The organism is Amycolatopsis sp. NPDC058986, assembly GCF_042741125.1.
GTDB lineage: Bacteria > Actinomycetota > Actinomycetes > Mycobacteriales > Pseudonocardiaceae > Amycolatopsis.
This window is the reverse complement of the sequence record NZ_JBHYJW010000072.1, coordinates 16726-41781: the sequence shown is the minus strand read 5'-3', so window position 1 is coordinate 41781 and position 25056 is coordinate 16726. Positions and strand designations below refer to the sequence as shown.

The following is a 25056-nucleotide window of genomic DNA, read 5'->3' as shown; positions in this document are numbered from 1 at the left end:
CACCACCCCCAAACCTTGTTTGTTCGTTGTCGGGGGGGGTGGTTTTTTTTTATAAGCCCCCGCCCCGGGCGGGGGGCGCCGGCGGGTCCGGGGGGGGGCAGCCGGCACCGGACGGCGCGAGACCGGTGGTGCGGCGGATCGTCAGTGCACCGCGCGGCGATGCCAGATCCGCCGCGGCCCTGGCAGCCCGATCCGGGCGATGAGATGGGCCAGGATCATGCCGATCACCAGCCACACCACCGCGGCGAGCCCCTCGTTGACGAGCGTGCGCAACTTGGCGTCACCAGGGGTGAACAGATCGCGCAGGCCGAGGGACACCGAGCCGGACCAGGTGTCGATGAAGCGGGCGAAAGTGTTGGCCGGGTTGGCGTCGGCGTAGACCAGCACGATGTGCAGGGCGAGAATCAGCGCGAACAGCACGCAGATCACCCGGATCACCGCGTTGAGGGTGCGGACGATCCGCACCCGGGGGTGGACGCGTTCCACCACCTCTTCCTCCTCGGCCGGGGTGAGGCGCTCATAAGGTTCCGAATGCGTCATCGTCGACCTTCTTCCTCGCGACCACCATCCACTGTGGACTTGCCGGGCCGCGCTCGTGGCCGTCGGGTACCCCGCCCCCGCCTCGCGAAACACCGGCCGGCCAGGTCATCCGGGCGACGCGGCCACCACGGCCCGCCGCCGGCGGTCACGCACCGAAGTCACGTGCCTCCCGCGGGTTTACAACCACGTCCGCTGTTCGTAGTATCCGGCCGGAGCCGAACGTGTGCTCCGCGTCACGAGGTGGAGGTCAGCCGATGGCACGCATGCCTCGCCACAGGAAACCGGGACCGCGGGTGAACGTCGTTCGCCGGTGCATGCTCACCGCGTCCCTGCTCGTGGTCGCGGGTGGCGCCGCCGTCCCGCTGCTGACCCCGGCGGAACACCACATCACGGTGAGCGCGCCCGCGGCCGATCGCCTGCCGCCGGCGGGCTCGGCGACGGAACCCGCCTCGGCCGCGACGTTCACGCTTTCACCCGTCCCGGCGCGGCCCACGCCTTCTTCCGCGCCCGCCACCGAAACCGTGTCCACCACGACGCCGATGACGACGACGTTCACGGCGGCCCCGCTCCCGTCCGGCGCCGCGACGGCCACCCTCAACGGCACGACCAGCTCGTCGCCGTCCAGCACCGGCCCGGCGACGTCCCCCGGGCTCCTGCTGCCGCCGCCCGGCACGTCGGCGACCACTCCCCCGCCGCCTGCCGCGACGGAACCGGCGCCCAGCCCGAGTCCGACGATCTGGGACTACCTCGGCCGGTTCTACCACTGGTTCACCGGCTGATTTCCGCGCGATTTTCCCCCGGTCCCGCACCACTCAGCGGTGCAGAACGAGCTCTCTTTCCCCGGCTCCACGTTCCCCGGCGCGGCGAATCGGGATACTCCCGAGCAGCAGCAGAATCCCGAGCCCGCCCAAGATCACGTGGCCGGCTGTCAGGCACAGCCCGCACAATCCGATCCACAGGGCGATCTTCATTGCGCAAGTGTAGGTCCGCTTCCCATACCCGGCGGGAAAACTTGGGAAAGACTTAGGGTTGTCGTCGTCCACGCGTATTCGTTATTTCCCTGTGACCGATTCAGGAGAAACGCGATACGCAATCCGCGTGCAAGATCGGCACGCGGCGCTTTGTCCGGGGCCGGGTAATGCATTGTCCGGCACCGGACAAAGCGAAACCACGGGGTCAGGCGGTCGTCGTGGCTTCCCGCGCCCGCTCCCGCAGCAGAAAGCGCTGGGTCTTCCCGCTCGGCGTCTTCGGCAGCTCGGTCACGTAGTGCACTTCGCGGGGATAGACGTGCGCGGCCAGCCGGGCTTTCACGAGCTGCTTCAGCTCCTCGGTGAGCTCGTCCCCGGTTTCGACACCGTCACGGACGACGACATACGCCACCACGACCTCGCCCCGGAGCGCGTCCGGAGTGCCGATGACGGCGGCCTCGGCGACGGAAGGGTGTTGCACCAGCGCGCTTTCCACCTCGAACGGACCGATCCGGTACCCCGCCATGAGGATCACGTCGTCGTCGCGCGAGCCGAAGGTGAGATAGCCGTCGGCGCTCTTGGCCGCGACGTCACCGGTGTAGTACCAGCGACGGTCCTCGCTGAACCGTTCGGCGCTGCGCCCGGGCGCGTTGCGGTACCCGGAAAACGGCATCAGCGTGCTGCGCGTGAGGTCCACGGCTACCCTGCCGGCCTCGCCGGGCTCGGCGATCTCGTCGGTGCCGGACTTCAGCACCTCGACGGCGAACCCGGGCAGCGGACGGCCCATCGAGCCGGGCCTGATCTCGGCGACGAGGTCGGGGTGCCAGGCGTTGCCGACCATCATCCCGGTCTCGGTCTGCCCGTAGTGGTCCCGCACGGGGATGCCGAACGTGTCGAGTGCCCAGCTGATCACGTCCGGGGTCAGCGGCTCGCCCGCCGACGAACAATGCCGCAGCCGCAGGCCGTCCGGCACCTCGGCCCCGGAATTGCGCAGCGCCCGGTAAACCGTCGGCCCCGCGGTGAAGTTGGTGACGCGGAAACGCGTCAGCACCTGCCAGGTCAGGTCCGGCGAGAAGCCCGCGTGCAGCAGGAGGCTGCGCCTGCCGGTGGCCAGCGGCCCGGCGATCGCGTAGTAGAGCCCGTACGCCCAGCCGGGATCGGCGGCGTTCCAGAACACGTCGTCGTCGGTGTGGTCGAGGCCGAACTGCTGGTAGGCATGGATTCCGGCGAGACCGCGCACCGGGACCGGGACCGCTTTCGGCGTCCCGGTGGTACCGGAGGTGAACAGCTCGATCAACGTGCCCTCGCCGCCGGCGGCGACCGGGTCCGGGACCGGTGAGTCCTCGGCGAGCAGATCCGCGAACGCCAGATCGCCGCCGCTCGCCTCGCCGGTGGTGATGACCAGCCAACCGGCGTCGGCCGGGATGTCTTCGCCCGGCTCGAGTTTCGCCCGCTGCGACGGGTCGACGACGACGGCCTTGGTGCCGTTCCCGGTGATGCGCAGGGCGATCGCGGGCGGGGCGAACGCGGTGAACAGCGGCACCTGGACCGCGCCGAGCCGCCAGATCCCGAGCAGCGCGACGACGAGTTCGGCGGACTTGCCCATCAGCGTCGCGACCCGGTCGCCGGGACCGATCCCGCGGGCGGCCAGCGCGGCGGCGAACCGGCCCGAGGCCTCGTCCAGCTCGCCGAAGGTCAGGTCACGGCTGCTCAGATCCGCTTCGATGACCGTGAAGGCGACCGCGTCGGCCGGATGACGGCGGCACAGCAGGTCGAGAGCGCTGGCGCCGGGCGCGCCGTAGACGGCCAACAGGTCCAGCGCGGTCTGCTCCGGTGAGGTCATGAGTCGCTCCGACGAGGTCGTGGGCAGCGTGCCGGGGCCACGTTGCCGCAGGTGGTCGTACTATCGGGGGGTCCGTTACCCGCCGACTACCCCCGAACAGGGGTGATGCGCGCATGCCGACACCGGAGCCGGCCGACAGCGCCGAAGTCCGTCGTGCCCTCGGCACGGTCCGGACCTCCGCGCGGCTGCCGCTCGCGTTCGGCGGTGTGGTCGTCGGCGGCTCCGAGCTGCGGATGAGCGAACTCGTGGGCACCGCGACCAACTCCCTGCGCGGGCTCGTCGTGGCCGAAGGCCGCGGGCTGGGCGGCCAGGCGATCGCGGCGCGGCGCCCGGTGGCCGTCACCGACTACCACGCCAGCGACTCCATCAGTCACCACTTCGACCACGCGGTCCGCGCGGAAGGTGTGCGGTCCGCCCTCGCCGTGCCGGTGATCGTGCGCCGCTCCGTACGCGCGGTGCTCTACGGCGCGGTCCGGGAGGCGGTGCGGTTCGGCGATCCGGCGATCGACGCGGTCGCCCAGGCCGCCCGTGACCTGGAACAGGAACTCGCCGTCCGCGACGAGGTGGAACGCCGCCTGGCGCTGCTCACCGCGCCCCAGCACTTGGCCGGGATGGCCGCCGACAGCGCGTCGGCCGAACGGGAGACGATCCGGCGAGGCCACGCCGAACTGCGGCTGCTCAGCCGCGAAGTCACCGACGAGGCGCTGCGCGAGCGGATCGACGCCGTCACGGCGACCCTCGCCGAAGCCGCGACACCCCCGGACGGCGCGGCGCCTTCGCTGTCCGTACGCGAACTCGACGTCCTCGCCTGCGTCGCCGCGGGCCAGACCAACGCCGAGATCGCCACGACGTTGTCCATCGGCGCCGAGACGGTCAAGAGCTACCTGCGTGGCGCCATGTGCAAACTCGACTGCCACACCAGGCTCCAGGCCGTCAACGCCGCCCGCCGCGCCGGCCTCCTCCCCTGATCACGCGAGATCTCCGCTCAATCACGCGAGCCCGCCCCTCGAACACACGAGACCGCGGCCTGATCACGAGGTGGCGGCGCGTTTGAGGGTGCGGATGACCGGGGCGGTTTCGAGGTGGTCGATGGCGTCGATGCCGCCGACCCGCTCGGTGAGGTAGGTGTACAACGCCTCGACGTCGCGGCAGAGCACCTTGACGATCAGGTTGCTCGGCCCGGTCGTCGCCGCGGCGAACGCGGCTTCCTGGTGTCCCGCAAGGGCTTCGGCGACTTCGACCAGTCGCGTCGGCCGCACCGAGAGCCACAGCACGGCCTGCGCGTGGAATCCCAGCAACGCCGGGTCCATGTCCATGTCGAAGTAGAGCACCCCGGCCCGCCGCAGCCGATGGACCCGGCGGCGCACGGTCGCCTCGGCCCAGCCCGTGGCCACGGCAAGATCGGCGAAGGACATGCGGCCGTCCTGACGCAGCAGACCGAGCAGGGGCTCGTCGGCCGCGATGTCGGCCGGATCGAGCGGCTCACCGGAAGGATCCGGCGGCTCCGGGGTGAGCCGATCGATCTGCTCCGGCGTGAGCGCCGCCGCGCGCCCGTCCCAGCCGACCGGCCCGCCGACGAACGTCCTCAGTAGACAGTGGGCGGAGACCGCGACGACCCGCGGAGTCCGGGGAAGTTCTTGCAGCAGCAGGGATTCCGGCGCGTCCGGCCCCAGGGAGCGGATGACACAGACGATCTCCGTGCCGCCGGAGGTGAGCTGCACCCAGCGGGTGTCGTCGCGGCGGGTCAGCGCGTTCGCCACCTTCAAGGCCGCGTCGGGCGTGCAGCGCAGCCGGACGAACCATTCGACCTGGCCCAGCCGTCGCGGATCGGTCATCCCGACGACGCGGAGCGTCCCGTCGGCCCGCAGCCTCCGATAGCGGCGCGCGACGGTCTGCTGGGACGTCCCGAGCACCTCCGCGACGTGGTTGAACGCCGCCCGGCCGTCGAGGTGCAGGGCATGGACCAGCGCGCGGTCGAGGTCGTCCAGTGGCATATTCCGATCGTAGCCGCTCTCGCATGGAACTATCCGTCGGAAGCTGCGCAGTAGATGGATCGAATCGCAGCGCTTTTCTACCTTCACGGATATGACCGTTCAGTACACCTCCACCGTGGCCCCGCCGCATCGGGGCCGATGGCTCGCGCTCTCGGCGCTCCTCCTCGCGGAGGCCATGAACCTGCTCGACGCCACGATCACGCAGGTCGCCTCGCCCGCCATCCGCGCCGATCTGGGCGTCTCCGACGGTCAGCTGCAATGGGTGAGCGCGGGCTACACGTGTCCGTTCGCGGTGCTGCTGATCACCGGCGGGCGGATCGGCGACATCCTCGGCCGCCGCCGCGCGTTCGTCCTCGGTACAGCCGCGTTCGTCGTGTGCTCGGCGCTGTGCGCGTTCGCCCCTGGCATCGGATTCCTGCTCGCGGCCCGCGCGGTCCAGGGCGCGAGCGCGGCGCTGATCATCCCGCAGACGTTCGGGCTGATCCGCGCGATGTTCGATGGCGCGGAGCGGGCGAAGGCGCTGGGCACGATCGGACCAGTGATGGCGCTGGCTTCGGTGTGCGGCCCTGTTCTCGGCGGCGCGCTCACCGACGCCGACATCCTCGGTTCGGGCTGGCGCGCGGTGTTCCTGGTCAACGTGCCGCTGGGCCTGCTCGTCCTGCTGGCCACCCCGCTCGTCCTGGAGGACCGCTCCCCCATGCGGCCGCGGCTCGACGTCGCGGGCACGGCACTCGCGGCCGTGTCGACCGGCCTGATGATCTACCCGCTGGTGCAGGGCAACGACGCGGGCTGGGCGCCGTGGACCTGGCTGTGCCTGCTGGCGGGCGTCGCGTTGTTCGCGGTGTTCGTACGGCACCAGACCGGAAAGGCCCGTCGCGGCGGCAGCCCGCTGGTCGAGCCGGGCCTGTTCCGCGACCGCGTTTTCCCCGCTTCGCTGGTGTCCTCATTGCTGTTCTTCGCGGTGATGAACGGTCTGATGTTCGTCCTCGTGGTGTTCTTCCAGCTCGGCGGCCGGACCGGCGCGCTGGGCGCGGGGCTGGGCATGCTGCCGTGGTCGGCGGGGCTGGGGATCGGCTCGTGGTGCACCGGCCGGTACCTCGTCCCCCGCTTCGGCGCACGGGTGATGCGTGTCGCCCTGCTCGTCCTCGTGGCCGGGCTGGCCGGGACGGTGGTGCTCGTCGACGCGCCGTGGCCGGTATTGCTGTGGCCGCTGCTGGTTTCGGGCGTCGGGCTCGGGATGTTCACCGTCCCGTTCTTCACCAACGCACTGTCCCGTGTGGACCATCACGAGACCGGATCCGCGTCCGGGCTGCTCAACGCCGCCCAGCAGTTCGGCGCCACGGCCGGGGTCGCCGTGCTCGGCGCGGCGTTCTTCCACCTCGACGGCGTCGGCGGGACCCGGCTCGCACTGGGGATCTCGCTCGGGATGCTCGCGCTCGTCCTGGCGCTGACCCGTCCGATGCTGAGGCGCCGATGAACCTCCCGTCGATTGCGGCCATTAAGTGGCCTATATGCCCGGCAGAGTGGCCCGCATGACCGCACCACAACCCTTCCGCATCGACGTCCCGCAGGCCGATCTCGACGAGCTCGCCGACCGTCTCGCCCACACCCGCTGGCCCGGCGAAATCCCCGGCATCGGCTGGTCGTACGGGGTGAACGAGGACTACTTGCGGGACCTCGTCGAGTACTGGCGCACCGGCTACGACTGGCGCCGCCACGAAGCGCGGCTCAACGCCGTCCCGCAGTTCACCACGGAGATCGACGGGCAGAACGTCCACTTCCTGCACGTCCGCTCCCCCGAACCGGACGCGACACCGCTGCTGATCACCCACGGCTGGCCGAGCACCGTGTACGACTTCCTCGACATCCTCGGCCCGCTCACGAATCCTCGCGAATTCGGCGGTGACCCGGCCGACGCCTTCCACGTCGTCGCGCCTTCCGTGCCCGGCTTCGCGTTTTCCGGACCGACCAAGGAAACCGGCTGGGGTGTCAGCCGCATCGCCCGCGCGTGGCTCGAACTGATGACCCGCCTCGGCTACGAACGGTTCGGCGCGCAGGGCGGCGACTTCGGCAGCATCGTTTCCCCGGCGATCGGCCGGATCGCGCCGGATCGCGTCCTCGGCGTGCACGTCAACGCGCTCGCCGACGCGTCGGTGTCGACAGACCCGGACGATCTGTCGATGCTCTCCGACGCCGAACGCGAACTGGCGGAACACCAGAGCATGCTGTGGATGCAGCATTCCGGCTACGCGACCCAGATGTCGACGCGGCCGCAGACGCTGGCGTACGCGCTCAACGACTCGCCCGCCGGTCAGCTCGCGTGGAACCTGGAATGGTTCGTGGACTGGGATCCCGCGCAGACCAAGCAACCCCCGGTCGACCGCGACGCCATCCTCACCGACGTCTCGATCTTCTGGTTGACCCAGACCACCGGTTCGGCAGCGCGGCTGTACCTCGAAGGCGGAAAGGAGGCCTGGGGCGTACGTCCGCAGCCTTCTCCGGTCCCGACCGGCGTCGCCAACTTCCTCGGCGACGGCGCGATCCGCGGGCTTGCCGAACTGTCGAACACCATCACGCACTGGACGCGCTACGACACCGGCGGCCACTTCGCCTCCTTGCAGGCCCCGGACCTCCTGGTGTCCGACATCCGCACCTTCTTCCGCACCGTGCACTGAGCGGCGGCCCCATGCCGTTAAGGCCACCTTGCAGGCGTCTGACGCCCGTAAGGTGGCCTTAACGGCATTTCGGGCCCGGGCGCGAGAGGTGTGTCACCAAAGCGTCAGTGCGTCGTGGTGATCGGCCGGAAGCGCGTTAAGAGGCCGTAGGAACGCGGCGGCGCGGGGACGGCGTGACCGCAGCCTGGGGCCGTGACCACCACTCTCAGCCCCGCCCGCACCACGGGCGGCAAGAACGAAGACCGGCATCGCCTGTCCGTGATCGGCGGGCTCGCCGCGCTTTCCCTCGACGCCATGGCATCCGTGGCGTACGGACCCGAAGCGATCGTGCTCGTGCTGGCCGTCGCGGGCGGGACCGGGCTCGGCTTCACCCTCCCGGTCACGCTCGCGATCGCGCTGCTGCTGGCGGTGCTGACGCTGTCCTACCGGCAGGTCATAGCGGCGTTCCCGAACGGCGGCGGCGCGTACGGCGTCAGCCGCGAGTACCTGGGCAGGCGGGCATCGCTGGTCGCGGCCGCGTCGTTGATCGTCGACTACGTCCTCAACGTCGCGGTCTCGGTGGCCGCCGGGGTCGCGGCGCTGACGTCGGCCTTCCCGCAACTGCTGCCCTACACCGTTTGGCTGTGCCTCGGCGTGCTGGCGCTGGTGACCGGGATCAACCTGCGCGGCATCGCGAACAGCGCGCGGGCGTTCGTGGTGCCCACCGCGATCTACGTCGGCGCGATCCTGGTGGTCGTCGTGGTCGGCCTGATCCGCACCGACCCCGCCACGGCGCTCGCGGCGGCCCCTGCCCACGCCCAGAGCCTCGAAACAGTCGGAATCCTGTTGCTGCTCAAGGCTTTCGCGAACGGCTGCTCGGCGCTGACCGGCGTCGAGGCGATCGCCAACGCCGTCCCGTCGTTCCGCAAGCCGAGGGTGAAACGCGCGCAGACGGCCGAGGTCGCGCTCGGCGGGCTGCTCGCGGTGATGCTCATCGGCATCGCGATCCTGATCGAGAAGTTCTCGATCCAGCCGGTCGACGGCGTGACCGTGCTCTCGCAGGTCACGGGTGCCGCGCTGGGCAACGGTTTCGGTTTCTACGTCGTCCAGTTCTCCACCGTCGTCCTGCTCGCGCTGGCCGCGAACACCTCGTTCGGCGGACTGCCCGTGCTGGCGCAGTTGCTCGCGGAGCACAACAACCTGCCGCACGTGTTCGCGCTCCGCGCCGAACGTCAGGTGCACCGCTACGGCATCGGGTTCCTCGCGATCACCTCGGCCCTGCTGCTGATCATTTCCGACGGCCAGATGAACACCCTCGTCCCGCTCTTCGCGATCGGCGTGTTCGTCGGGTTCACGCTGTCGCAGATCGGCATGGTCCGGCACTGGCGGCGGACCCGCCCCGCCGGCTGGCACGGGAAGGTGTTCATCAACGGGTTCGGCGCGGCGCTCACCGCGATCGCGGCGGTCGTCGTCACGGCCACGAAGTTCGGCGAAGGCGGCTGGCTGATCGTCGTCACGCTGCCCGCGCTCGTCCTGCTCATGGAGTGGGTGCACCGGACTTACCGCCGTATCGGGGAAAGTCTCGAACTCGGCCGCACACCGGCTCCGCCGCGCCCGCACCGCGCCAGGGTGATCGTGCCCGTCCATTCGGTGACCCGGCTGACCCGCGACGCGCTCGCGGCCGCGCTGTCGCTCGGCGACCGCGTCGAGGCCGTCACGGTGACCCATCCCGGTGAGGAGGCCGCGGCGAAGAAGCTCGTCGAGGACTGGGATCGCTGGCATCCGGACGTCCCGCTCGTGCAGCTCTACGACGAACGCCGCCGGCTCGGCGAGCCGCTGGTCGAGTACCTGCGCGGGATCGGCGACTGCCACGCGTTCGTGCTCATCGCCGAGGTCGAGCCGGAACACCTGTGGCAGCGCGTGTTGCAGAACCAGCGCGGGGCCGTGCTCTCCCGCGCGTTGCGGCGGCATTCCGACGCGGTGGTGTGCCGGATGCGGTTCCGGCTGACCCCGCACGTGTGCATCGACATGGACTAGTACGCGTATAGTCGCTTCCGACTAATAGGGAGCGACTAACTCATCATGGCCACGCGCAAGATCCGGAACACCCTGGCGCTCGCCCTGCTCGGGCTGCTCGTCGAGAAGCCGATGCACCCGTACGAAATGGCGTCCACGCTGCGCGAACGCAATAAGGACACGAGTTTCAAGATCACCACGGGGACGCTGTACGACACCGTCGAATCACTGGTCCGGCACGGCTGGATCGAGCCAGTGGAGACCGTGCGCGAGGGCAACCGCCCGGAGCGCACGGTCTACGCGCACACCGAACTCGGCCAGGACGAGTTCGTGCGCTGGCTCGACGAACTGATCCGCGAGCCGGTCGCGGAGTACCCGAAGTTCGTCGCCGCGGTGTCCTACCTCGGCGCGCTCGGCCCCGAACGGGCCGCCGACGCGCTCGAAGAACGCGCGCGGCACCTGACCGAGCGCATCGAGGGCGCGGCCACGGCGCTGGACGAGACGAGCGGCGCCGGGATGCCCCGGCTGTTCATGATCGAGGTCGAGTACGTCCGGCACGCCTGGCAAGCGGAACTGGACTGGACGCGGCGGACGATCGCCGAGATCCGCGACGGATCGCTTCCATGGCCCGAAACTCATTGACACACAGGGGATTCTCATGCCTTCGAGTCCACTTCAGACGGACGTGCTGATCGCGGGCGCCGGTCCGGCCGGGCTGATGCTCGCCGTCGAACTGCGGCTGGCCGGTGTCGACGTGATCATCGTCGAACGTCATCCCGAGCGGCCGGGCTACTGCCGCGGGTTCAACCTCAACGCCCGCTCGCTCGACCTCCTCGCGCGGCGCGGGCTCGCCGACGCCCTGATCGCCGAAGGTCGTCGCGTGCCGAACGCCGCCGTCGGCGGGATCGACACGATGCTCCTGCTCGCCGGGACCACCACCGATCATCCGTTCACGCTCGGGATTCCGCAGTCCCGGGTCGAGGAGTACCTGGAGGAACACGCCGCCGGGCTGGGCGCGGAGATCCTGCGCGGCCACGAACTCCGCGTCTTCACCCAGGACGGCACCGGCGTCACCGCGACCGTCCACACCGGACACGGCGAGCGCGAGATCCGCGCGGGGTTCCTTGTCGGCTGCGACGGGAGCCGGAGCGTCGTCCGCAAGCAGACCGGGATCGCCTTCCCCGGCACCGCGGCCACGACGTACGCGCTGCTCGGCGACGTCGAGATCGATCTCGACGACCTGCCGCTCGGCGTCACGCACGGGCCGGACGGCGGCAGCGTGTTCGTCATCCCGCGGCCGGGGTACGTGCGGATCGTGACCAGGGACGAGAATCCGCCCGAGGACAAGGACACCCCGGTCACCCTCGAAGTCCTGCAGGCACAGGTCGACGCGGCGATCGGCAGGCACGTCGAGCTGCGAGCGCCGCGCTGGATGACCCGCTTCGGCGACGCCGCGAGGCTGGCGGCGCGGTATCGGGAGGGGCGGGTGCTACTGGCAGGGGACGCCGCGCACATCCATCCGCCGTCCGGCGCGATCGGCGTCAACGTGGCGCTCGACGACGCGGTGAACCTCGGCTGGAAACTCGCCGCCACTGTGCGCGGCACCGCGCCCGCGCATCTGCTCGACACCTACCACACCGAACGGCACGCGGCGGGCGAACGGATCCTCGCGAACACCCGCGCGCAGATGCTGCTGGGCGAGCTGAGCGAAACCGACGACCCGGTGAAGAACCTCCTGAGCAGGATCGCCCGGCATCCGGCGGGAAACCGCGCGTTCACCGAGGTCATCGTGGGACTCGACGCGCGATACGAGACCGTGGTGTCCGGCGATCACCCCTGGCTGGGCCGTCTCGCCCCCGACGTCCCGCTCACGACGTCCACCGGCGAAACCCGCCTCGCCACGCTGCTCCACCCCGCCCGCCCCGTCCTCCTTGACCTGACCCCCGACCACGCCTTCGCCCCCTATTCGTCCACAGTGGACACCTACGCCGCCCGCTGCCCCGCCGAGCCCGACCTCCGCGCCGCCCTCCTCCGCCCCGACGGCCACACCGCCTGGCTCAGCACCACCCCCACCACCGACCCCACCCTCCCCTTAGCCCTCACCACCTGGGCCCCCGCCTGATCACGCGAGTTCTCCACTCAATCACGCGAGATCTCGGCCCCATCACGTGAGTTACGCGCCCAATCACGTGAGATCGCCGAGATCAGAGGAGGCGGGCGATGCCGTCGAGCTGGAGGCTCAGGCCGAACTCGAAGATTTCGTCGAGGCTGTCCAGTTCGATGTCCACCATCTCGGTGGCGAGAGTCGGGTAGCGGCCGGAGGCCAGCAACTCCTCCAGCAGCGTCATGTCCGCCGCCAGCCGCTGGGTGCCGCTGATGCCGGTGTCCTGTTCGGACTCGACCTCGTAGGCGTTGGTCGCCGCGATCCCGCCGATGTAGCCGTTCAACGTGACGATGACGTGCAGCCGCGTCCGGCGGTCCAGCGCGGTATCGGACAGCGCGCGCAGCGACCAGTCGACGTGCTTCAGCGCGCTGGGGATCACCGGCGGCCGCACGAGCGAGTTGAGCAGGACCGGCGCGAGCCACGGATGCCGCCGGTAGGCCCGCCACTGCACCCGCGCGCCGAATTCCAGCCGGGTCCGCCACTGCCGCGGCCCCGGCTCCGGCAGTTCCTCGGCACCGAACGAGGCGTCGGCCATCAGCCGCAGCAGTTCCTCCTTGTCCGGCACATGCCGGTACAGCGACATCGGGCCGACGCCGAGTTCCGCGGCGAGCCTGCGCATCGACAGCGCCGCCCTGCCCTCGGTGTCGGCCAGCCGGATCGCCGCCGCCACGAGACGTTCCCGGCCCAGCGTCGAGGTCGGCGGTTCCTCCGGCGACGCCGGACCGCCCCGCCGCTCGTTCACCACCGAGCCGCTGCCGGGCACCGTGCGGATCCAGCCTTCCTGACGCAGCATGGAAAGCGCTTTCGACGCCGTGGCCATCGCGACGCCCCAGTCGCGCACCAGCGCCCGCGTCGAGGGCACCCGCTCCCCCGCGCGCAGTTCGCCGTCGGTGATCCGCCGCTGGACGTCCGCCACGATCCGCTGATACGGCGTCATCCTCGCCTCCCCAAACCGTACTAGTGCACTAGTACGGTTACCGGGCCGAAGTACTCGATCCCGCTAGTACGGTTTCAGGGTACGCCCCGAGATTATCCCCAGCTAGTTGCCGACATTCGCGCGTGATCGCTAGCTTTGCCAACAGCGCGTACGGCGTATCGCACGCGAAGAGAACAGGGGGATCAGATGACCATCACCCAGGAACCGGCCGTCCGCTCGAAGCAGGCGAAACCGTGGTGGAAGCGGCCGTGGGTCGCGCCGCTCGGCTTCGTCGTGGCCGTCTTCCTCGTCTATTCGCTGCCGCCCTACCTCGGCCTCGACGTGGCGGAGTCGCGGGTGCCACCGCCGCCGGGGGTCGGCTGGTACTACCCGATGCTGGTGACCCACATCGGGTTCGCGTCGATCGCGATGGTGACGTGCGCGCTGCAGATATGGCCGTGGCTGCGGCAGCGGCATCCCGTGGCCCACCGCAGGATCGGCCGGGTCTACGTCTTCGGCGGCGTACTCCCGGCCGGGGTCGCCGCAGTGATCATCGCGAGCGCGATGCCGGTCGGCCCGGTGGCCGCGGTCAGCAACACGATCTTCGCCCTGCTGTGGCTGTTCTTCACGGTCAAGGGTTACCGCGCGGCCCGCGCCCGGCGCTTCGGCGATCACCGGCGCTGGATGATCCGCAGCTTCGCGCTGACGATGTCGATCATCACCAACCGGCTCTGGGCGCCGATCTGGGGCATGGTGCTCGCACCCCAGCTGGAGACGACGTTCGGCGGGAGCGAAGCGGCTTTGGGCTTCACCATCGCCGGGATCACGACCTGGATCGGCTGGACGCTCCCGCTGCTGATCGCGGAGTTCTGGCTGACCGAACGCGGCAAGGGCCGCAAACGCGTGCGCACCCCTGCCGCGAACTAGCTAGAGCGTCGAGATCTTGCCCTTGTGCAGGTTCTGGATCACGTTCCGCGGGTGCTCCTTGACGTACTTCGCGGAGCCGGATTCGTAGACGACGTAGGCGTAACCGTCGTACGCGGCGATACCCTCGGACATGCTCGGCGAGCGGAAGCAGCGCGGCGATCCCTTGTCCAGGTCACGGGCGCCGGCGTTGACCACATAGAGATTGCTGCGGTTGTCGTTGCCGTACGAGGTGCTGTAGACGAAGTGGTCCTTGGTCACCATCAGGCCCTGCGTCTTCATCGGCACCTCGTACGCGCCTTCCTGCGTGGTCAGCGCACCGTCCGCACCGACGGTGTACCGGTACATCTTGTCCCGGCCCTTGTCGTTGAACTTGCCCGCGTACAGGTCGTTCCCGTAGCTGGAGATGAACGAAGCGGCGTAGACATCGCGAGCCTCGCCGTCCTGCTTCAGGTACGGGACGCCGCCCGCCTTCATCGCGGTTTTCAACGCCGACAGCTTGTACTTGCGGATCGTGCTGCCCGCACCCTGCACGAACGCCCAGTCGCGGACCACGGCGATCCCGCCGACGTGCGATTCGGCGATGGCGACCGTGCCGATGTGCTTGCCGCTCTTCGGGTCGATCCCGACGATGTGCGCGTCCTTACCGTCCTGATAGGACGTCACGAGCAGCAGATCGCTCGCGCCGTCCCAGTTGTTCCACGCCGCGATCCCCTGCGGGGTGTGCGTGTCCAGCCCCGGCACGGACGGCCCGATGCCGAACCGCTTGTCGTAGGCGTAGGACGCCGACGGCCCGTTGTAGAACGGCCCGTCCTTGCCGCTGGCCTTGCTGTCGCACGTGATGGCTTCCGCCGCCACGTCCGCGGCCGGGGTCGCCACCGCGGCCGTGGCCGTGGCGAGCACGACCGCCCCGCTCATCGCGGCGACGACGGCGTTCCTCAGCGAAGTCCTCATGCTGCTCCCTCAGTCGTGGTTCCCGGCTGGGACTTCCCCCGCTCCCGCCCGGTTCCCGCAAGGTACCAACGACTTTCGTCGGCCGCCGGACAATCGGCCACAAATCGCCGCGCGACAGCGGACAGGTTCCGTCCTCGATACCCCGGATTTTCCGTGACCGGCTGACTGCATCCGAATGGCCTATGGCAGTTTCTCACCTATTGGTCTATACCAATTGGAAGCGTTTCCCCACACCGTTGTGGAGGTCCCCCGATGCGTCTGTCCCCTCGTCCCCTGTTGGCCGCCCTCGCCGGAGCGCTCGCGCTCGGCGCCGTCGCCGCCCCCGCGACCGCGGCACCCGCCGCGAACCTGCCGGTCGCCCCCTACATCGACATGGGCGCGTGGCCGACGCCCAGCATGTCCGGGATGTCCGCAGCGAGCGGCGTCAAGAGCTTCACCCTCGGCTTCGTCACGTCGTACGGCTGCAAGGCGAGCTGGTTCGCCGCCTACGACCCGCGGACCAAGTGGCAGGCCGACGAGATCGGCAAGATCCGGTCGGCGGGCGGCGACGTGAAGATCGCTTTCGGCGGCGCGTCCGGGATCGAACTCGCGCAGGCGTGCGGCGATGTGTCCACTTTGGCCGCCGAGTACGACGCGGTGGTTAAGGCCTACAGCGCCAAGTACATCGACATGGACATCGAGGGCGCGGCGGTGGCCGACCCCACGTCGGTGCAGCGTCGCTCACAGGCGTTGAAGATCGTGCAGCAGAACAACCCCGGGCTCAAGATCTCGCTGACGCTGCCCGTACTGCCGAGCGGCCTCACCACCGACGGCGTCAACGTCGTCGCCGCGGCCAAGAACGCCGGCGTCGACCTGGACATGGTCAACGTCATGGCGATGGACTACTACCAGGGCCCCGGCGACCAGGGCGCGAAGGCGATCTCGGCGGCGAAGGCCACGCAGGCGCAGGTCAAGTCGGTGCTCGGGCTGCCGGACGAGGCGGCGTGGCAGAAGATCGGCGTGACCCCGATGCTCGGCGTCAACGACTCGCAGAACGAGATCTTCTACCAGAAGGACGCCCGCGCGCTGGTGTCCTTCGCGCAGAGCGTGCACCTGGGCATGCTGTCGTTCTGGGAGCAGGGCCGCGACGCCAACGCCTGCACCGGCGCGCTGTACCGCTGCACCAACGTCCCGCAGTCACCCTACGAGTTCGCCAAGATCTTCGCCGCCTACCACGGCTGACGGCAAAGGTCCGCTCAGGCGTGTTCGGCGATGGTGAACTTGGTGGCGTAGAAGGCGACGTGGTCCTTGATCGGGGCGACAGCGTCGTACGGCGCCTCGTACGTCCAGACGCCGTTCTCCACCGATTCACCGTCGGCGGAGAAGCTGTAATACGCGGCGTCGCCCTTGAAGGGGCAGTACGTCGTGTGCTCGGTCCGCTCCAGCACGCTGAAGTCGACGTCCTCGCGAGGGATGTACTGCACCGGCGGAATGGTCGCCTCGCGTAGCGTCAGCGCGTTGCCGCTGTCGGCGACCACGCGCCCGCCCACGGTCACGACGACCCGGCCGGGGTTCGGCTCGACCGTGATCGGATGACCGGGCCCGGGAATCTGTACCTCTTTGTGCGCCATACCACACGCAGCGCCCGGGCCCGGCCGGTTATTCCCGGCGGCCCGGCTCAGGGCAGGTAGTACATCGGGTTCGGCAGCTTGACCGGCCGTTCGGCGTACCCGCCCTCGAGGTCGCTGAACTGGTCGCCGAAGTTCAGCACGATGTTCGCCCCGGTGGACGCGATGTGCGCGCGAGTCCCGGATTTGTACTGGACGGTGTTGCAGTTCAGGCCGCACGGCAGGTAGTCGGGCGCCGTCTTCTTCGGCTTGAAGAACGCGCCCGCCGGGGCCGGGTAGCCCTCGTTCGCCAGGTTCTTGAGCGACTGCGGGCCCTGGAACTCGTTGCGCCCGGTCAGGAAGTAGATCTTGACGCCGCGCTGGGCCGCCCAGTTCGCCAGCTCCAGAACCGGCTTGTTCGGGCCGAACGTCCCGTTGTCGATCGCCTGCTGTTGTTTGACAGGGTCGAAGCCGAAGTCGTTGTCGGCCTCCCAGCCGTAGGTGATCTCGGCGGTGTCGTCGACGTCGAACACGATCGCCGGGTTCTTCACCTGGTCGGCCAGCCGCCGCGACAGATAGCGCTTGGCATTCTCGACGACTCGCTTCGTGTCGGACACGAAGCGGCTGGTGTCGGAGTAGTGGTGCTTGCCCGCGGCGTCGAGGTAGTCACCGTAGTACGCCTTGACGTCGTTCTTGACCTGTCCGATGTTGGCGGGTTCCTTGGCACGGGCGGCGCTCGCGTCGTCCTGCCCGGCGAGCGCGGAGGCCCCGCCGGCGATCGTGGCTCCGACGGCCGCCGCGGCGGCGAGCTTGACGAGACCGGTCATGCGGCTTCTGAACACGGCTTTCCTCCCAGTGTGACGCCCTCGGTGTGACGCTGACCGGGAGAACGTACTACGGAACCCGCTCGGCGCGGCACAGAAAGGCGACCGGGGACCGGCCGATCCGGGTGAGCACCACCGAGGCCTCGGCCGCGCCACGGGGTTTCAGCCTGCGACGCAGCGCGTCCGGATCGACGTCGAGGCCACGCACGAGGATTTCCAGCCTGCCGACGTCGTGTCGCTTGAGGACGGTCCGCAGCGCTTTCTCCTGGTACGGCCCGTGTTCCAGCACCCGGAACGCCCGTACGCCGGACGGCGGGGTGTCGCCGGTGAGGTAGGCGATCCGCTCATCGAGCTGCCAGAGTCCGTGCCGGGCCGCGTAATGCCGTACCAGTCCGGCACGCACCACCGCGCCGTCGGGATCGATGATCCACTCCCCTGGTTCCCGCTGAGGCAGTTCGTCCGGTTCCGCGTCGGTGACCGTCCACTGTGTTCCGTCCGAACGCAACACCGTCGCCCGGCGCGAGGCCCCGGAATCCAGCCCACGCCACAGGCAGGCTTCCCGGACCTGACCGTCCAAAGAGACCAGTTCGATCTCCGAGGCCCACGGCGCTATCGCGAAGTCGAGACCGGGCGCGCATTTCACCGACAGTGGCCTGCCGGGATACGCCGCGACGAGATCGTCCAGTGGGGGCAGGAAGTCCGCCGGTTTCCACGACCGGCGACCGGCGGAATCGCGCCGCGCCGGATCGGCGACCACCACGGCGTCGCGGCTCACCGGGCACAGCGCGTCGGCCATCACCAGGCCCGGCGCGACCCCGGCGGATCGAGCGTTGTGCCGGGCCATCACCAGCCGCACGGGGTCCACATCGGACCCCAGCGCGCGTCGTGCCACCCGCGAGATCTCGATCAGGTCCGCGCCCACCGAGCACGTCACGTCGTGGACGTCACGACCGTCCAACCGGGACGCCCGATGCCGCGCCACGGCGGAAGCGCTCGCCTGCTGCAAAGCGTCCGAAGTGAACAACCAATCAGCGGCAGCGTCCACTTTGGATGTGGATTTCCGGCGCAGCACCAAGGTTTCCAGCACCGCACCCGCGTACCGCTCCCCCACCGCCCTGCGCACGAAGGCGACGTCGGCAAGCCGCGAGGAATCCGTCAGCGGCAGTGAAGCACATTCGGCGAGCGCCGCGCTCCCCGCGCCGGAGCGCAGGAAGGCGACGTCGTCGAGAGTGAATCCATAGGCCATCTACTACGAAGGACGCTTCGTCCCGGTGATCATCACGTTGTAGAACAGCTCACGCGGCAACACCTTGGAGAGCAGCTTCTTGTCCAAAGCGGACAGCCGCAGCCACAGGCGGTACGCGAACAGGCGCCAGCGCAGCGTCAGTTTCTCCTGCGGCACGGCGGCCTCGAAGGTCCGGATCGGCCAGCCGGTCAGCGCGGCGGCGAACTCCTCGGTGACCGCGCGGACGTCCTGTGCCCCGGCACCGCGGGCCATCGACTCCAGCTCCGACGGATCGAAGGTGTGGATGTCGACCACGGCCTCCAGCGCCGCCGCCCGCGAGGATTCGTCCAATTCGGACTGCGGACGCCGCCAGCCGGACAGCGCGGGCAGCTTCGTCAGGTTCGTGGTGAGGAACCAGGTGACCTGCCCGAGCTTGCGCGCGTAGAAGTCGCCGACCTTCGTCGGCTCGCCCGCGAACACGAACCGCCCTCCCGGCTTGAGCACCCGCAGCACCTCGGCGAACGCCGCGCGGACGTCCGGGATGTGGTGCAGCACCGCGTGCCCGACGACCAGGTCGAACGTGTTGTCGTCGTAGGGAATGCGCTCGGCGTCGGCGACGCGGCCGTCGACGTCCAAGCCCAGGTTCTCGGCGTTGCGCAACGCGACCTGCACCATGCCGGGCGAGAGGTCGGTGACCGAGCCCTTCTTGATCACGCCGCCCTGCATCAGGTTCAGCAGGAAGAACCCGGTGCCGCTGCCCAGTTCCATCGCCGTCGGATACGGCTGGCCATCCTCGCCCGCGACCGCGTTGAACACGTCGGTGGCGTAGGAAATGCAGCGCTCGTCGTAGGAGATGGACCACTTTTCGTCGTAGGTCCCGGCTTCCCAGTCGTGGTAGAGCACGTTCGCCAGCTTGGGGTCGGCGTAGGCCGCCTGGACCTCCTCGGCGCTGGCGTGCGGATTCGGTGCCGGGTCGCTGACGGCCTTGTCGGCGGTGTCGGTCAAGGCACTACTTCCCTTCGAAGGTGGCCTTGCCGGGGCCGTTCTCGATGAACGACTTCATGCCGTTCTTCTGGTCCTCGGTCGCCCAGAGCGCTGCGAACAGGTTCGATTCGAGCTTGAGCGCGTTGCCGAGGTCGGTGTCGAGACCGCCGTCGATCGCGGCTTTCGCGGCGCGCAGCGCGACGGCCGGGCCGTGCGCGAACTGCGCCGCCCACTTGTGCGCCTCGGTGTAGACGTCGTCCGGCGCGACGACCTTGTCGAGGATGCCCAGCGACAGCGCCTCGTCGGCCTTCACGAACCGGCCGGTGAACACGAGGTCCTTGGTCTTGCTCGGGCCGATGAGCCGCGCGAGCCGCTGCGTGCCCCCGGCGCCGGGAATGACGCCGAGCTGGATCTCCGGCTGGCCGACCTTGACGTTGTCGCCGGCGACCCGCCAGTCCGCGGTGAGGGCGAGTTCGAGGCCGCCGCCGAGCGCGTAACCGGTGATCGCGGCGACGACCGGCTTCGGGATCGACGCGATGAGCGCGAGCGAGTTGGTCAGCGCGGTGCCGAACTTCGCGATCTCCGGGTAGGTCCGGGTGGCCATCTCCTTGATGTCCGCGCCCCCGGCGAAGGTCTTCTCGCCGCCGTAGAGGATCACCGCGCGGACGTCGTCGCGATCGGTCGCCTCACGCGCGGCGTCGGCGAGCTCGCCGGTCAGCTGGGCATTCAGGGCATTGACCGGCGGCCGGTTCAGCCGGATCGTGCCGACCCCGTCCTCGACCTCCAGGGTTACGAACTCTCCCACGCCACATCCTCCTCGTTGACGATCTGCCAGCAGGCTACCGACCGGTAAGGCTCAACCTACCGTCGGCGGGCGAAGAAGCGGTCACCCGAACGCTGGAGAATCAGGTCCTGGTCGAACGTCTTCGACAGGTTTTCGCTGGTCACGACGTCCTCGACGAGCCCGGAGACGACGGCGTGGCCCTCCCGCAGGAGCAGCGCGTGGGTGAAGCCGGGCGGGATCTCCTCGACGTGGTGGGTGACCAGCACCATCGCCGGGGCCTCCGGGTCGAGCGCCAGCGCCGACAGCCGCGCGACCAGGTCCTCGCGGCCGCCGAGGTCGAGCCCGGCGGCGGGCTCGTCGAGCAGCAGCATCTCCGGGTCGGTCATCAGCGAACGCGCGATCAGCGCCCGCTTGCGCTCGCCCTCGGACAACGTGCCGAAGGTGCGCTCGGCGAGCTGCCCGATGCCGAGCACGTTCAGCAGTTCCTGGGCACGGGCGGTGTCGAGTGTGTCGTACGCCTCACGCCAGCGGCCGACGACGGCGTACCCGGCGCTGACGACGACGTCGAGCACCTTCTCGTCGCCGGGCACGCGCTGGGCGATCGCGGCCGAGGTGAAGCCGATGCGCGGGCGCAGCTCGAAGATGTTGACCTTGCCGATCCGGTCACCGAGCAGATCGACCGTGCCGGTGGTCGGATGCAGCTCGGCCGCGGCCAGCCTGAGCAGGGTCGTCTTGCCGGCGCCGTTCGGGCCGAGCACCACCCACCGCTCGTCCAGTTCGACATTCCAGTCGAGGCCGGCGAGGAGGTCGTTGCCGCCTCGGCGCACGCCGACGCCGGCCATCCTCACCACGAGATCGTCAAGGTCGCTGGGCTGGATCGGCTCACTCACGCGCCCATTGTGGCCGCCCTCGCGCGCGCGTCCGCACCCGCCCGGTCGTGGATCGCTCCATGCCTGGTCGAGACGTCCAGCGACTGGGACATCCCGCCTGCCCCGCGTGCGCTGTGGCATGATCGGGTCATGTCCGCGACCGCGCCTTCCGCCCCGGTGACCCGGGGTTCGTTCTGGCGCCGCCGGACCATCGACCTGCTCCTGGTCGCCTCCTGCGGGTGTACCGCCTCGCGGCACGCCTGAGTTCGTCCCCTCGACGCGGGTTCTCGCCCGCCGAGTGGTCGCGTGCCGCGCGCGTACGCCTGCCCGCAGCCAGTCCAAGGAGCACTCGCGTGACCACCTCCATCGTCCGTCCCGACGTCGAAATCCACCCCCAGCTGACCGATCCGCTGCTGCCCGAGCTGTTGCACCCGACGCGGCTGTTGTGGACGCCGCGCGAGCTGGCGGACCTGACCACCACCGTGACCACCGAGCTGACCGCGGGCCTGCGGTCGCTCCTGCGGTTCGACGAGGAGCAGCGCTGGTGGGCGCGGCTCGCGCTGACCGACGGCGTCGAGCTGTGGCTGCTGTCGTGGCTGCCCGGCCAGCACACCAAGCCGCACGACCACGGCGGCGCGTCCGGCTCGTTCACCGTGCTGCAGGGCGAACTCGGCGAGGAGTACCGCTACCCCGGCGGCCCGATCCGCCGCCGCACCCACACCGCGGGCGAGGGCCTCGGCTTCGGCGCCGGGCGGGCCCACCAGGTCACCGGCATCGGCGACGCGCCGGCCGCCAGCGTCCACGCCTACTCGCCGCCGCTGGTGCCGACCCGCGAATACGCCACGCTCGCCGACGTGCCGAGCGAGATCCCGCCGCTGCCCGCGCTGGTGCGCCCGTGACGGGTATCGACGATCTCCTGGCCTCCGCGCGATCGGTGCTGGATCGCGCGGAGCCGGAGCGGGCTCAGCGGCTCCAGGCCGAGGGCGCGCTGATCGTCGACATCCGCCCGCACGCGAACCGCCTCGCGGAGGGCGAGATCCCGGACTCGGTCATCGTCGAACGCATCCACCTCGAATGGCGGCTCGACCCGGCGAGCGAGTGGCGGCTGCCCGAGGTCCGCGCCGAGCTGCCGGTGATCGTGATGTGCAACGAGGGCTACGCCTCCAGCCTGGCCGCCGCGGACCTTCAGCGGCTCGGGCTCTCGCGCGCGACGGACCTCGTCGGTGGCTTCCGCGCGTGGCGCGCGGCGGGCCTGCCGGTACGTCCCGGCGGGACCCCCGCCGTGCCATGAGACTTGTGTACACAAAGGACTCAGGTGCCGGTAAGGCCACCTTGAGGGCGTCAGACGCCTGCAAGGTGGCCTTACCGGCATCACAGCACGCCGTGAAGGCGTCGCTTAGCCGTGTCCGGTCAGGATTTCGTCGACTCGAGCACGTATCCGGACCGCTTTCGGATCACCGAACTCCGCCAGGAGGGCCGACGCCTCGGTCCAGTGCGCTCGCGCGGGCGCCGGATCGTCGGAACTCCGCAGGGCGGTGGCGAGATGGTGGAGCGCGAGCGCGAGTTGCCACCGGTCACCGAGTTCCCGGTGGAACGCGACGGCGAGCCGGTGGAATTTGGCCGCTTCGTCGTACCGGCCCATTTCCTGGTAGGCCTCGCCCGTTCCGTCCAGCGCCTTCGCTTCCCGGCTACGGTCACCGAGACGCCGCTGGATCGACGCCGACTTCTGGTAGAAGGTCAAGGCGTCCGCGGGGTTTCCGCGAGCACGGCTGATCCGCGCCATTTCCAGGAAGCAGACCGCCTCGAAAACGACATAGCTGTCTTCGCGTGCCAGAGCCAACGCCGCTTCGACGGCCGAATCGGCGTCGGTCAGCCGACCTCGTTCTCGATACGCTATCGCGAGCGACATCAGGGCATTGCTCTCCGCGGCGCGGTCGCCGACCTCTCGCGAAGCGGCCACCGATTCCCGCAGCATCTCGACGGCTTCCCCCGGCAGGTCCAGATCACACTGGACCATCCCCAGGTTGCTCAGCAACCACGCCTGGTTCGCCCGATCACCGAGCTCCCGGAAGATGGCGACGGAATCGGCGAAATAGCGCTGCGCATCCAGCAGCTGATGCCGTCGGTCCGCCAGGATGCCGAGGTCGTTGGTCGACATCGCGACCCCGAGCCGATCACCGATGTCCGCACGGACGGCCAGCGCGCTCCGGTGGTACTCCTCCGCCCGGTCGAGTTGCTGGGACTGCAGGAAAGCCATCCCCAGACTCGCCAGCAGCTGCGCCTCACCGAACCGATCGTGGTTGTGCCGGGCGGAGTCCAGGCCGACGCGCCCCGTGGCGATCCAGTCCTCGAACGGGTTCTGCAACGCGTACACACTCCACAACACGGCGGGCAACTGCCAGGCCAGCCGGTGGAGCCCCGCCTCGGCCGCGGCGCGGGTGGCGGCGACGAAGTTCGCGCGTTCCTCCTCGTACCACCGGAAAGCCGCACCGTAATCGGCGAAGGACAGCGGAACGACGTCCGCCGGAGGCGGATCCACCAGCACGTCCCGATCCAGTGGGCAGATGACGGCGACGGCGGCACGCGCGGTGCGCACATACCAGGTCACGACCCGCTCCACGGCCGCCCGCCGGGCTTCCGCGGTCTCCTGCCGCATCGCCTGGTCCGTGGCATACGCGCGCAGCAGATCGTGGAACTCGTACCGGCCCGGCGCACGCTGTTCGAGCATGTGCGCCCCCACGAGGGCGTCCAGCAACGATCGTGCCTGCCCGATGCCGGTGCCCGCCAGCGCGGCGGCGGCCGCGCTGCTGACTTCCGGCCCCGGATGCAAGCCCAGCAGCCGGAACATCCGTGCCGCGTCCTCGGGAAGGGCCCGGTACGACCACGCGAACACGGTCCGCACCGCGTCGGATTCCTCGTCGTTCTCAGCGGTGAGCGCGTCCCACAACACCGATTCGTCGCGCAGGTCGGCGATGAGTTCGCCGAGCAGCATCAGCGGACGGCTGGAAGCCCGCTCGGCCGCTATGCGCAGCGCGAGCGGCAACCGGGCACACAACCTCGCCAATTCGACCAGCTCCGCCGGGTCGTCGTCGCGGCGGTAGCCCGCGGTGACCGTGCGCAGCAGGTCGACGGATTCCACTTCGGACAGTGTGTTCAGCGCGAGCCGCCGCGCGCCGTCCCGTGCGACCAGCCCGGACAGGCGATTGCGGCTCGTCACCAGGACAAGGCAGTCGGCGTCTCCCGGCAGGAGCGGCCTGATCTGCCCGACGGTGGCGGCGTTGTCCAGGACGATCAGCACCTGTCGTTCCGCGACCGTGGAGCGATACAGCGCCGCCTTGTCCTCCCGCTCGGCGGGAATGGCTTCCGGCGGCACGCCCAGTGCACGCAGAAAACGATCGAGGGCCTGTTCCGGCGACACCGGCGGTCCGGGGTCGTAACCGCGCAGGTTCACGTACAACTGGCCGTCGGGAAAGCGATGCCGCGCGCTGTGTGCCCAGTGCAACGCCAGCGAGGTTTTGCCGACGCCCGCCGTGCCGGTGATGATGTAGACGCCCACGGCCGAGGGTTCGCCGCGCGCGGCCAGCGCCTCGCCGAGGCGGGCCAGTTCGCCGGACCGGTTGACGAAACCGCCCACGTCGCCGGGAAGCTGGCGTGGCACCTGTCGCGATGGATTGTTCGGGCCGTGGAAGTGGACGCCGCCATGGACGGCGCCCGCCTGCACGATATCGGCCTCGGCCCCGAAAACCTCGGACCGATTGCCCTGCGCGGATTCTTCGTTCCGGTCACCCGAATCTCCGGTGTGCATGAACCC

At 69.8% G+C, this 25056-nt stretch carries 24 protein-coding genes; 11 read left to right on the top strand and 13 right to left on the bottom strand.

Annotation, left to right across the window (positions count from 1 at the left end; translation table 11 throughout):
- Positions 1 to 141: 141 nt before the first annotated feature.
- A complete protein-coding gene (locus tag ACFW0G_RS39605; RefSeq protein ID WP_378330665.1) occupies positions 142 to 540 on the bottom strand; it encodes a hypothetical protein in 399 nt (132 codons plus the stop codon).
- A 293-nt stretch (positions 541 to 833) separates the two neighbouring features.
- On the opposite strand from ACFW0G_RS39605, the gene ACFW0G_RS39600 reads away from it, so the two are divergent.
- Positions 834 to 1319, top strand: coding sequence for a hypothetical protein (locus ACFW0G_RS39600; protein WP_378330664.1), 486 nt, complete (start codon positions 834 to 836; stop codon positions 1317 to 1319).
- 33 nt (positions 1320 to 1352) lie between these two features.
- Here ACFW0G_RS39600 and ACFW0G_RS39595 read toward each other — a convergent pair whose 3' ends face one another.
- Both ACFW0G_RS39595 and ACFW0G_RS39590 read right to left on the bottom strand, forming a co-directional pair.
- Positions 1353 to 1511 (bottom strand): hypothetical protein, encoded by a 159-nt coding sequence (locus tag ACFW0G_RS39595; RefSeq protein WP_378330663.1) that lies wholly within the window; start codon positions 1509 to 1511, stop codon positions 1353 to 1355.
- Between the two features lie 205 nt (positions 1512 to 1716).
- Entirely contained in the window at positions 1717 to 3351 is a 1635-nt protein-coding gene (locus ACFW0G_RS39590; protein ID WP_378330662.1) for an AMP-binding protein, read from the bottom strand.
- Positions 3352 to 3464: 113 nt separating this feature from the next.
- On the opposite strand from ACFW0G_RS39590, the gene ACFW0G_RS39585 reads away from it, so the two are divergent.
- Positions 3465 to 4319 (top strand): LuxR C-terminal-related transcriptional regulator, encoded by an 855-nt coding sequence (locus tag ACFW0G_RS39585; RefSeq protein WP_378330661.1) that lies wholly within the window; start codon positions 3465 to 3467, stop codon positions 4317 to 4319.
- Positions 4320 to 4382: 63 nt separating this feature from the next.
- Here ACFW0G_RS39585 and ACFW0G_RS39580 read toward each other — a convergent pair whose 3' ends face one another.
- Positions 4383 to 5345: an Lrp/AsnC family transcriptional regulator gene (locus ACFW0G_RS39580; RefSeq protein WP_378330660.1), complete on the bottom strand. Its 963-nt coding sequence runs from the start codon at positions 5343 to 5345 to the stop codon at positions 4383 to 4385.
- Positions 5346 to 5436: 91 nt separating this feature from the next.
- Here ACFW0G_RS39580 and ACFW0G_RS39575 point away from each other — a divergent pair, with 91 nt between their 5' ends.
- From ACFW0G_RS39575 to ACFW0G_RS39555, 5 genes are all read left to right on the top strand, one after another.
- Positions 5437 to 6822 (top strand): MFS transporter, encoded by a 1386-nt coding sequence (locus tag ACFW0G_RS39575; protein WP_378330659.1) that lies wholly within the window; start codon positions 5437 to 5439, stop codon positions 6820 to 6822.
- Positions 6823 to 6877: 55 nt separating this feature from the next.
- The gene (locus ACFW0G_RS39570; RefSeq protein ID WP_378330658.1) at positions 6878 to 8020 is read left to right on the top strand and encodes an epoxide hydrolase family protein; all 1143 of its coding nucleotides are present in this window, start codon (positions 6878 to 6880) and stop codon (positions 8018 to 8020) included.
- 192 nt (positions 8021 to 8212) lie between these two features.
- A complete protein-coding gene (locus ACFW0G_RS39565) occupies positions 8213 to 10036 on the top strand; it encodes an APC family permease (protein ID WP_378330657.1) in 1824 nt (607 codons plus the stop codon).
- Between the two features lie 45 nt (positions 10037 to 10081).
- Positions 10082 to 10657 (top strand): PadR family transcriptional regulator, encoded by a 576-nt coding sequence (locus ACFW0G_RS39560; RefSeq protein WP_378330656.1) that lies wholly within the window; start codon positions 10082 to 10084, stop codon positions 10655 to 10657.
- Positions 10658 to 10673: 16 nt separating this feature from the next.
- Entirely contained in the window at positions 10674 to 12137 is a 1464-nt protein-coding gene (locus ACFW0G_RS39555; RefSeq protein WP_378330655.1) for an FAD-dependent monooxygenase, read from the top strand.
- An 82-nt stretch (positions 12138 to 12219) separates the two neighbouring features.
- Here ACFW0G_RS39555 and ACFW0G_RS39550 read toward each other — a convergent pair whose 3' ends face one another.
- Positions 12220 to 13116 (bottom strand): TetR/AcrR family transcriptional regulator C-terminal domain-containing protein, encoded by an 897-nt coding sequence (locus tag ACFW0G_RS39550; RefSeq protein WP_378330654.1) that lies wholly within the window; start codon positions 13114 to 13116, stop codon positions 12220 to 12222.
- Positions 13117 to 13302: 186 nt separating this feature from the next.
- Here ACFW0G_RS39550 and ACFW0G_RS39545 point away from each other — a divergent pair, with 186 nt between their 5' ends.
- The gene (locus ACFW0G_RS39545) at positions 13303 to 14022 is read left to right on the top strand and encodes a DUF2306 domain-containing protein (RefSeq protein ID WP_378330653.1); all 720 of its coding nucleotides are present in this window, start codon (positions 13303 to 13305) and stop codon (positions 14020 to 14022) included.
- On the opposite strand, the gene ACFW0G_RS39540 is transcribed toward ACFW0G_RS39545, so the two are convergent.
- Positions 14023 to 14973, bottom strand: coding sequence for a hypothetical protein (locus tag ACFW0G_RS39540; protein WP_378330652.1), 951 nt, complete (start codon positions 14971 to 14973; stop codon positions 14023 to 14025).
- Between the two features lie 252 nt (positions 14974 to 15225).
- Between ACFW0G_RS39540 and ACFW0G_RS39535 the strand changes: the two genes are divergently transcribed.
- Positions 15226 to 16194, top strand: a complete 969-nt coding sequence (locus ACFW0G_RS39535) for a chitinase (protein WP_378330651.1) — start codon at positions 15226 to 15228, stop codon at positions 16192 to 16194.
- A 14-nt stretch (positions 16195 to 16208) separates the two neighbouring features.
- On the opposite strand, the gene ACFW0G_RS39530 is transcribed toward ACFW0G_RS39535, so the two are convergent.
- The 6 genes from ACFW0G_RS39530 to ACFW0G_RS39505 form a co-directional block, all read right to left on the bottom strand.
- Positions 16209 to 16583, bottom strand: a complete 375-nt coding sequence (locus tag ACFW0G_RS39530) for a DUF427 domain-containing protein (RefSeq protein WP_378330650.1) — start codon at positions 16581 to 16583, stop codon at positions 16209 to 16211.
- 47 nt (positions 16584 to 16630) lie between these two features.
- Entirely contained in the window at positions 16631 to 17386 is a 756-nt protein-coding gene (locus ACFW0G_RS39525) for an HAD family acid phosphatase (RefSeq protein WP_378330666.1), read from the bottom strand.
- A 67-nt stretch (positions 17387 to 17453) separates the two neighbouring features.
- On the bottom strand, positions 17454 to 18629 hold the full coding sequence (locus tag ACFW0G_RS39520) for a class I SAM-dependent methyltransferase (RefSeq protein WP_378330649.1): 1176 nt from the start codon (positions 18627 to 18629) through the stop codon (positions 17454 to 17456).
- 3 nt (positions 18630 to 18632) lie between these two features.
- Positions 18633 to 19613 carry a class I SAM-dependent methyltransferase gene (locus ACFW0G_RS39515; protein ID WP_378330648.1) on the bottom strand — a complete coding sequence of 327 codons (981 nt, stop codon included), beginning with the start codon at positions 19611 to 19613 and terminating at the stop codon, positions 18633 to 18635.
- A gap of 4 nt (positions 19614 to 19617) precedes the next feature.
- On the bottom strand, positions 19618 to 20397 hold the full coding sequence (locus tag ACFW0G_RS39510; RefSeq protein WP_378330647.1) for an enoyl-CoA hydratase/isomerase family protein: 780 nt from the start codon (positions 20395 to 20397) through the stop codon (positions 19618 to 19620).
- 56 nt (positions 20398 to 20453) lie between these two features.
- Positions 20454 to 21266 carry an ABC transporter ATP-binding protein gene (locus tag ACFW0G_RS39505; protein ID WP_378330646.1) on the bottom strand — a complete coding sequence of 271 codons (813 nt, stop codon included), beginning with the start codon at positions 21264 to 21266 and terminating at the stop codon, positions 20454 to 20456.
- 332 nt (positions 21267 to 21598) lie between these two features.
- Between ACFW0G_RS39505 and ACFW0G_RS39500 the strand changes: the two genes are divergently transcribed.
- Both ACFW0G_RS39500 and ACFW0G_RS39495 read left to right on the top strand, forming a co-directional pair.
- Positions 21599 to 22144 (top strand): cysteine dioxygenase, encoded by a 546-nt coding sequence (locus ACFW0G_RS39500; protein WP_378330645.1) that lies wholly within the window; start codon positions 21599 to 21601, stop codon positions 22142 to 22144.
- Entirely contained in the window at positions 22141 to 22536 is a 396-nt protein-coding gene (locus ACFW0G_RS39495) for a rhodanese-like domain-containing protein (protein WP_378330644.1), read from the top strand. Before ACFW0G_RS39500 ends, ACFW0G_RS39495 begins: the two co-directional genes overlap by 4 nt.
- A 105-nt stretch (positions 22537 to 22641) precedes the next feature.
- Here ACFW0G_RS39495 and ACFW0G_RS39490 read toward each other — a convergent pair whose 3' ends face one another.
- Positions 22642 to 25050 carry an ATP-binding protein gene (locus ACFW0G_RS39490; protein ID WP_378330643.1) on the bottom strand — a complete coding sequence of 803 codons (2409 nt, stop codon included), beginning with the start codon at positions 25048 to 25050 and terminating at the stop codon, positions 22642 to 22644.
- Positions 25051 to 25056 lie beyond the last annotated feature (6 nt).

What these genes read in the sequence shown, in the direction of transcription:
- ACFW0G_RS39535 (WP_378330651.1), top strand. Translation starts at nt 15,226, where the DNA reads ATGCGTCTGTCCCCTCGTCCCCTGTTGGCCGCCCTCGCCGGAGCGCTC.
- ACFW0G_RS39530 (WP_378330650.1), bottom strand. Translation starts at nt 16,583, where the DNA reads ATGGCGCACAAAGAGGTACAGATTCCCGGGCCCGGTCATCCGATCACG.
- ACFW0G_RS39525 (WP_378330666.1), bottom strand. Translation starts at nt 17,386, where the DNA reads ATGACCGGTCTCGTCAAGCTCGCCGCCGCGGCGGCCGTCGGAGCCACG.
- ACFW0G_RS39605 (WP_378330665.1), bottom strand. Translation starts at nt 540, where the DNA reads ATGACGCATTCGGAACCTTATGAGCGCCTCACCCCGGCCGAGGAGGAA.
- ACFW0G_RS39560 (WP_378330656.1), top strand. Translation starts at nt 10,082, where the DNA reads ATGGCCACGCGCAAGATCCGGAACACCCTGGCGCTCGCCCTGCTCGGG.
- ACFW0G_RS39550 (WP_378330654.1), bottom strand. Translation starts at nt 13,116, where the DNA reads ATGACGCCGTATCAGCGGATCGTGGCGGACGTCCAGCGGCGGATCACC.
- ACFW0G_RS39520 (WP_378330649.1), bottom strand. Translation starts at nt 18,629, where the DNA reads ATGGCCTATGGATTCACTCTCGACGACGTCGCCTTCCTGCGCTCCGGC.
- ACFW0G_RS39555 (WP_378330655.1), top strand. Translation starts at nt 10,674, where the DNA reads ATGCCTTCGAGTCCACTTCAGACGGACGTGCTGATCGCGGGCGCCGGT.
- ACFW0G_RS39580 (WP_378330660.1), bottom strand. Translation starts at nt 5,345, where the DNA reads ATGCCACTGGACGACCTCGACCGCGCGCTGGTCCATGCCCTGCACCTC.
- ACFW0G_RS39575 (WP_378330659.1), top strand. Translation starts at nt 5,437, where the DNA reads ATGACCGTTCAGTACACCTCCACCGTGGCCCCGCCGCATCGGGGCCGA.
- ACFW0G_RS39545 (WP_378330653.1), top strand. Translation starts at nt 13,303, where the DNA reads ATGACCATCACCCAGGAACCGGCCGTCCGCTCGAAGCAGGCGAAACCG.
- ACFW0G_RS39595 (WP_378330663.1), bottom strand. Translation starts at nt 1,511, where the DNA reads ATGAAGATCGCCCTGTGGATCGGATTGTGCGGGCTGTGCCTGACAGCC.
- ACFW0G_RS39570 (WP_378330658.1), top strand. Translation starts at nt 6,878, where the DNA reads ATGACCGCACCACAACCCTTCCGCATCGACGTCCCGCAGGCCGATCTC.
- ACFW0G_RS39590 (WP_378330662.1), bottom strand. Translation starts at nt 3,351, where the DNA reads ATGACCTCACCGGAGCAGACCGCGCTGGACCTGTTGGCCGTCTACGGC.
- ACFW0G_RS39540 (WP_378330652.1), bottom strand. Translation starts at nt 14,973, where the DNA reads ATGAGGACTTCGCTGAGGAACGCCGTCGTCGCCGCGATGAGCGGGGCG.
- ACFW0G_RS39585 (WP_378330661.1), top strand. Translation starts at nt 3,465, where the DNA reads ATGCCGACACCGGAGCCGGCCGACAGCGCCGAAGTCCGTCGTGCCCTC.
- ACFW0G_RS39490 (WP_378330643.1), bottom strand. Translation starts at nt 25,050, where the DNA reads ATGCACACCGGAGATTCGGGTGACCGGAACGAAGAATCCGCGCAGGGC.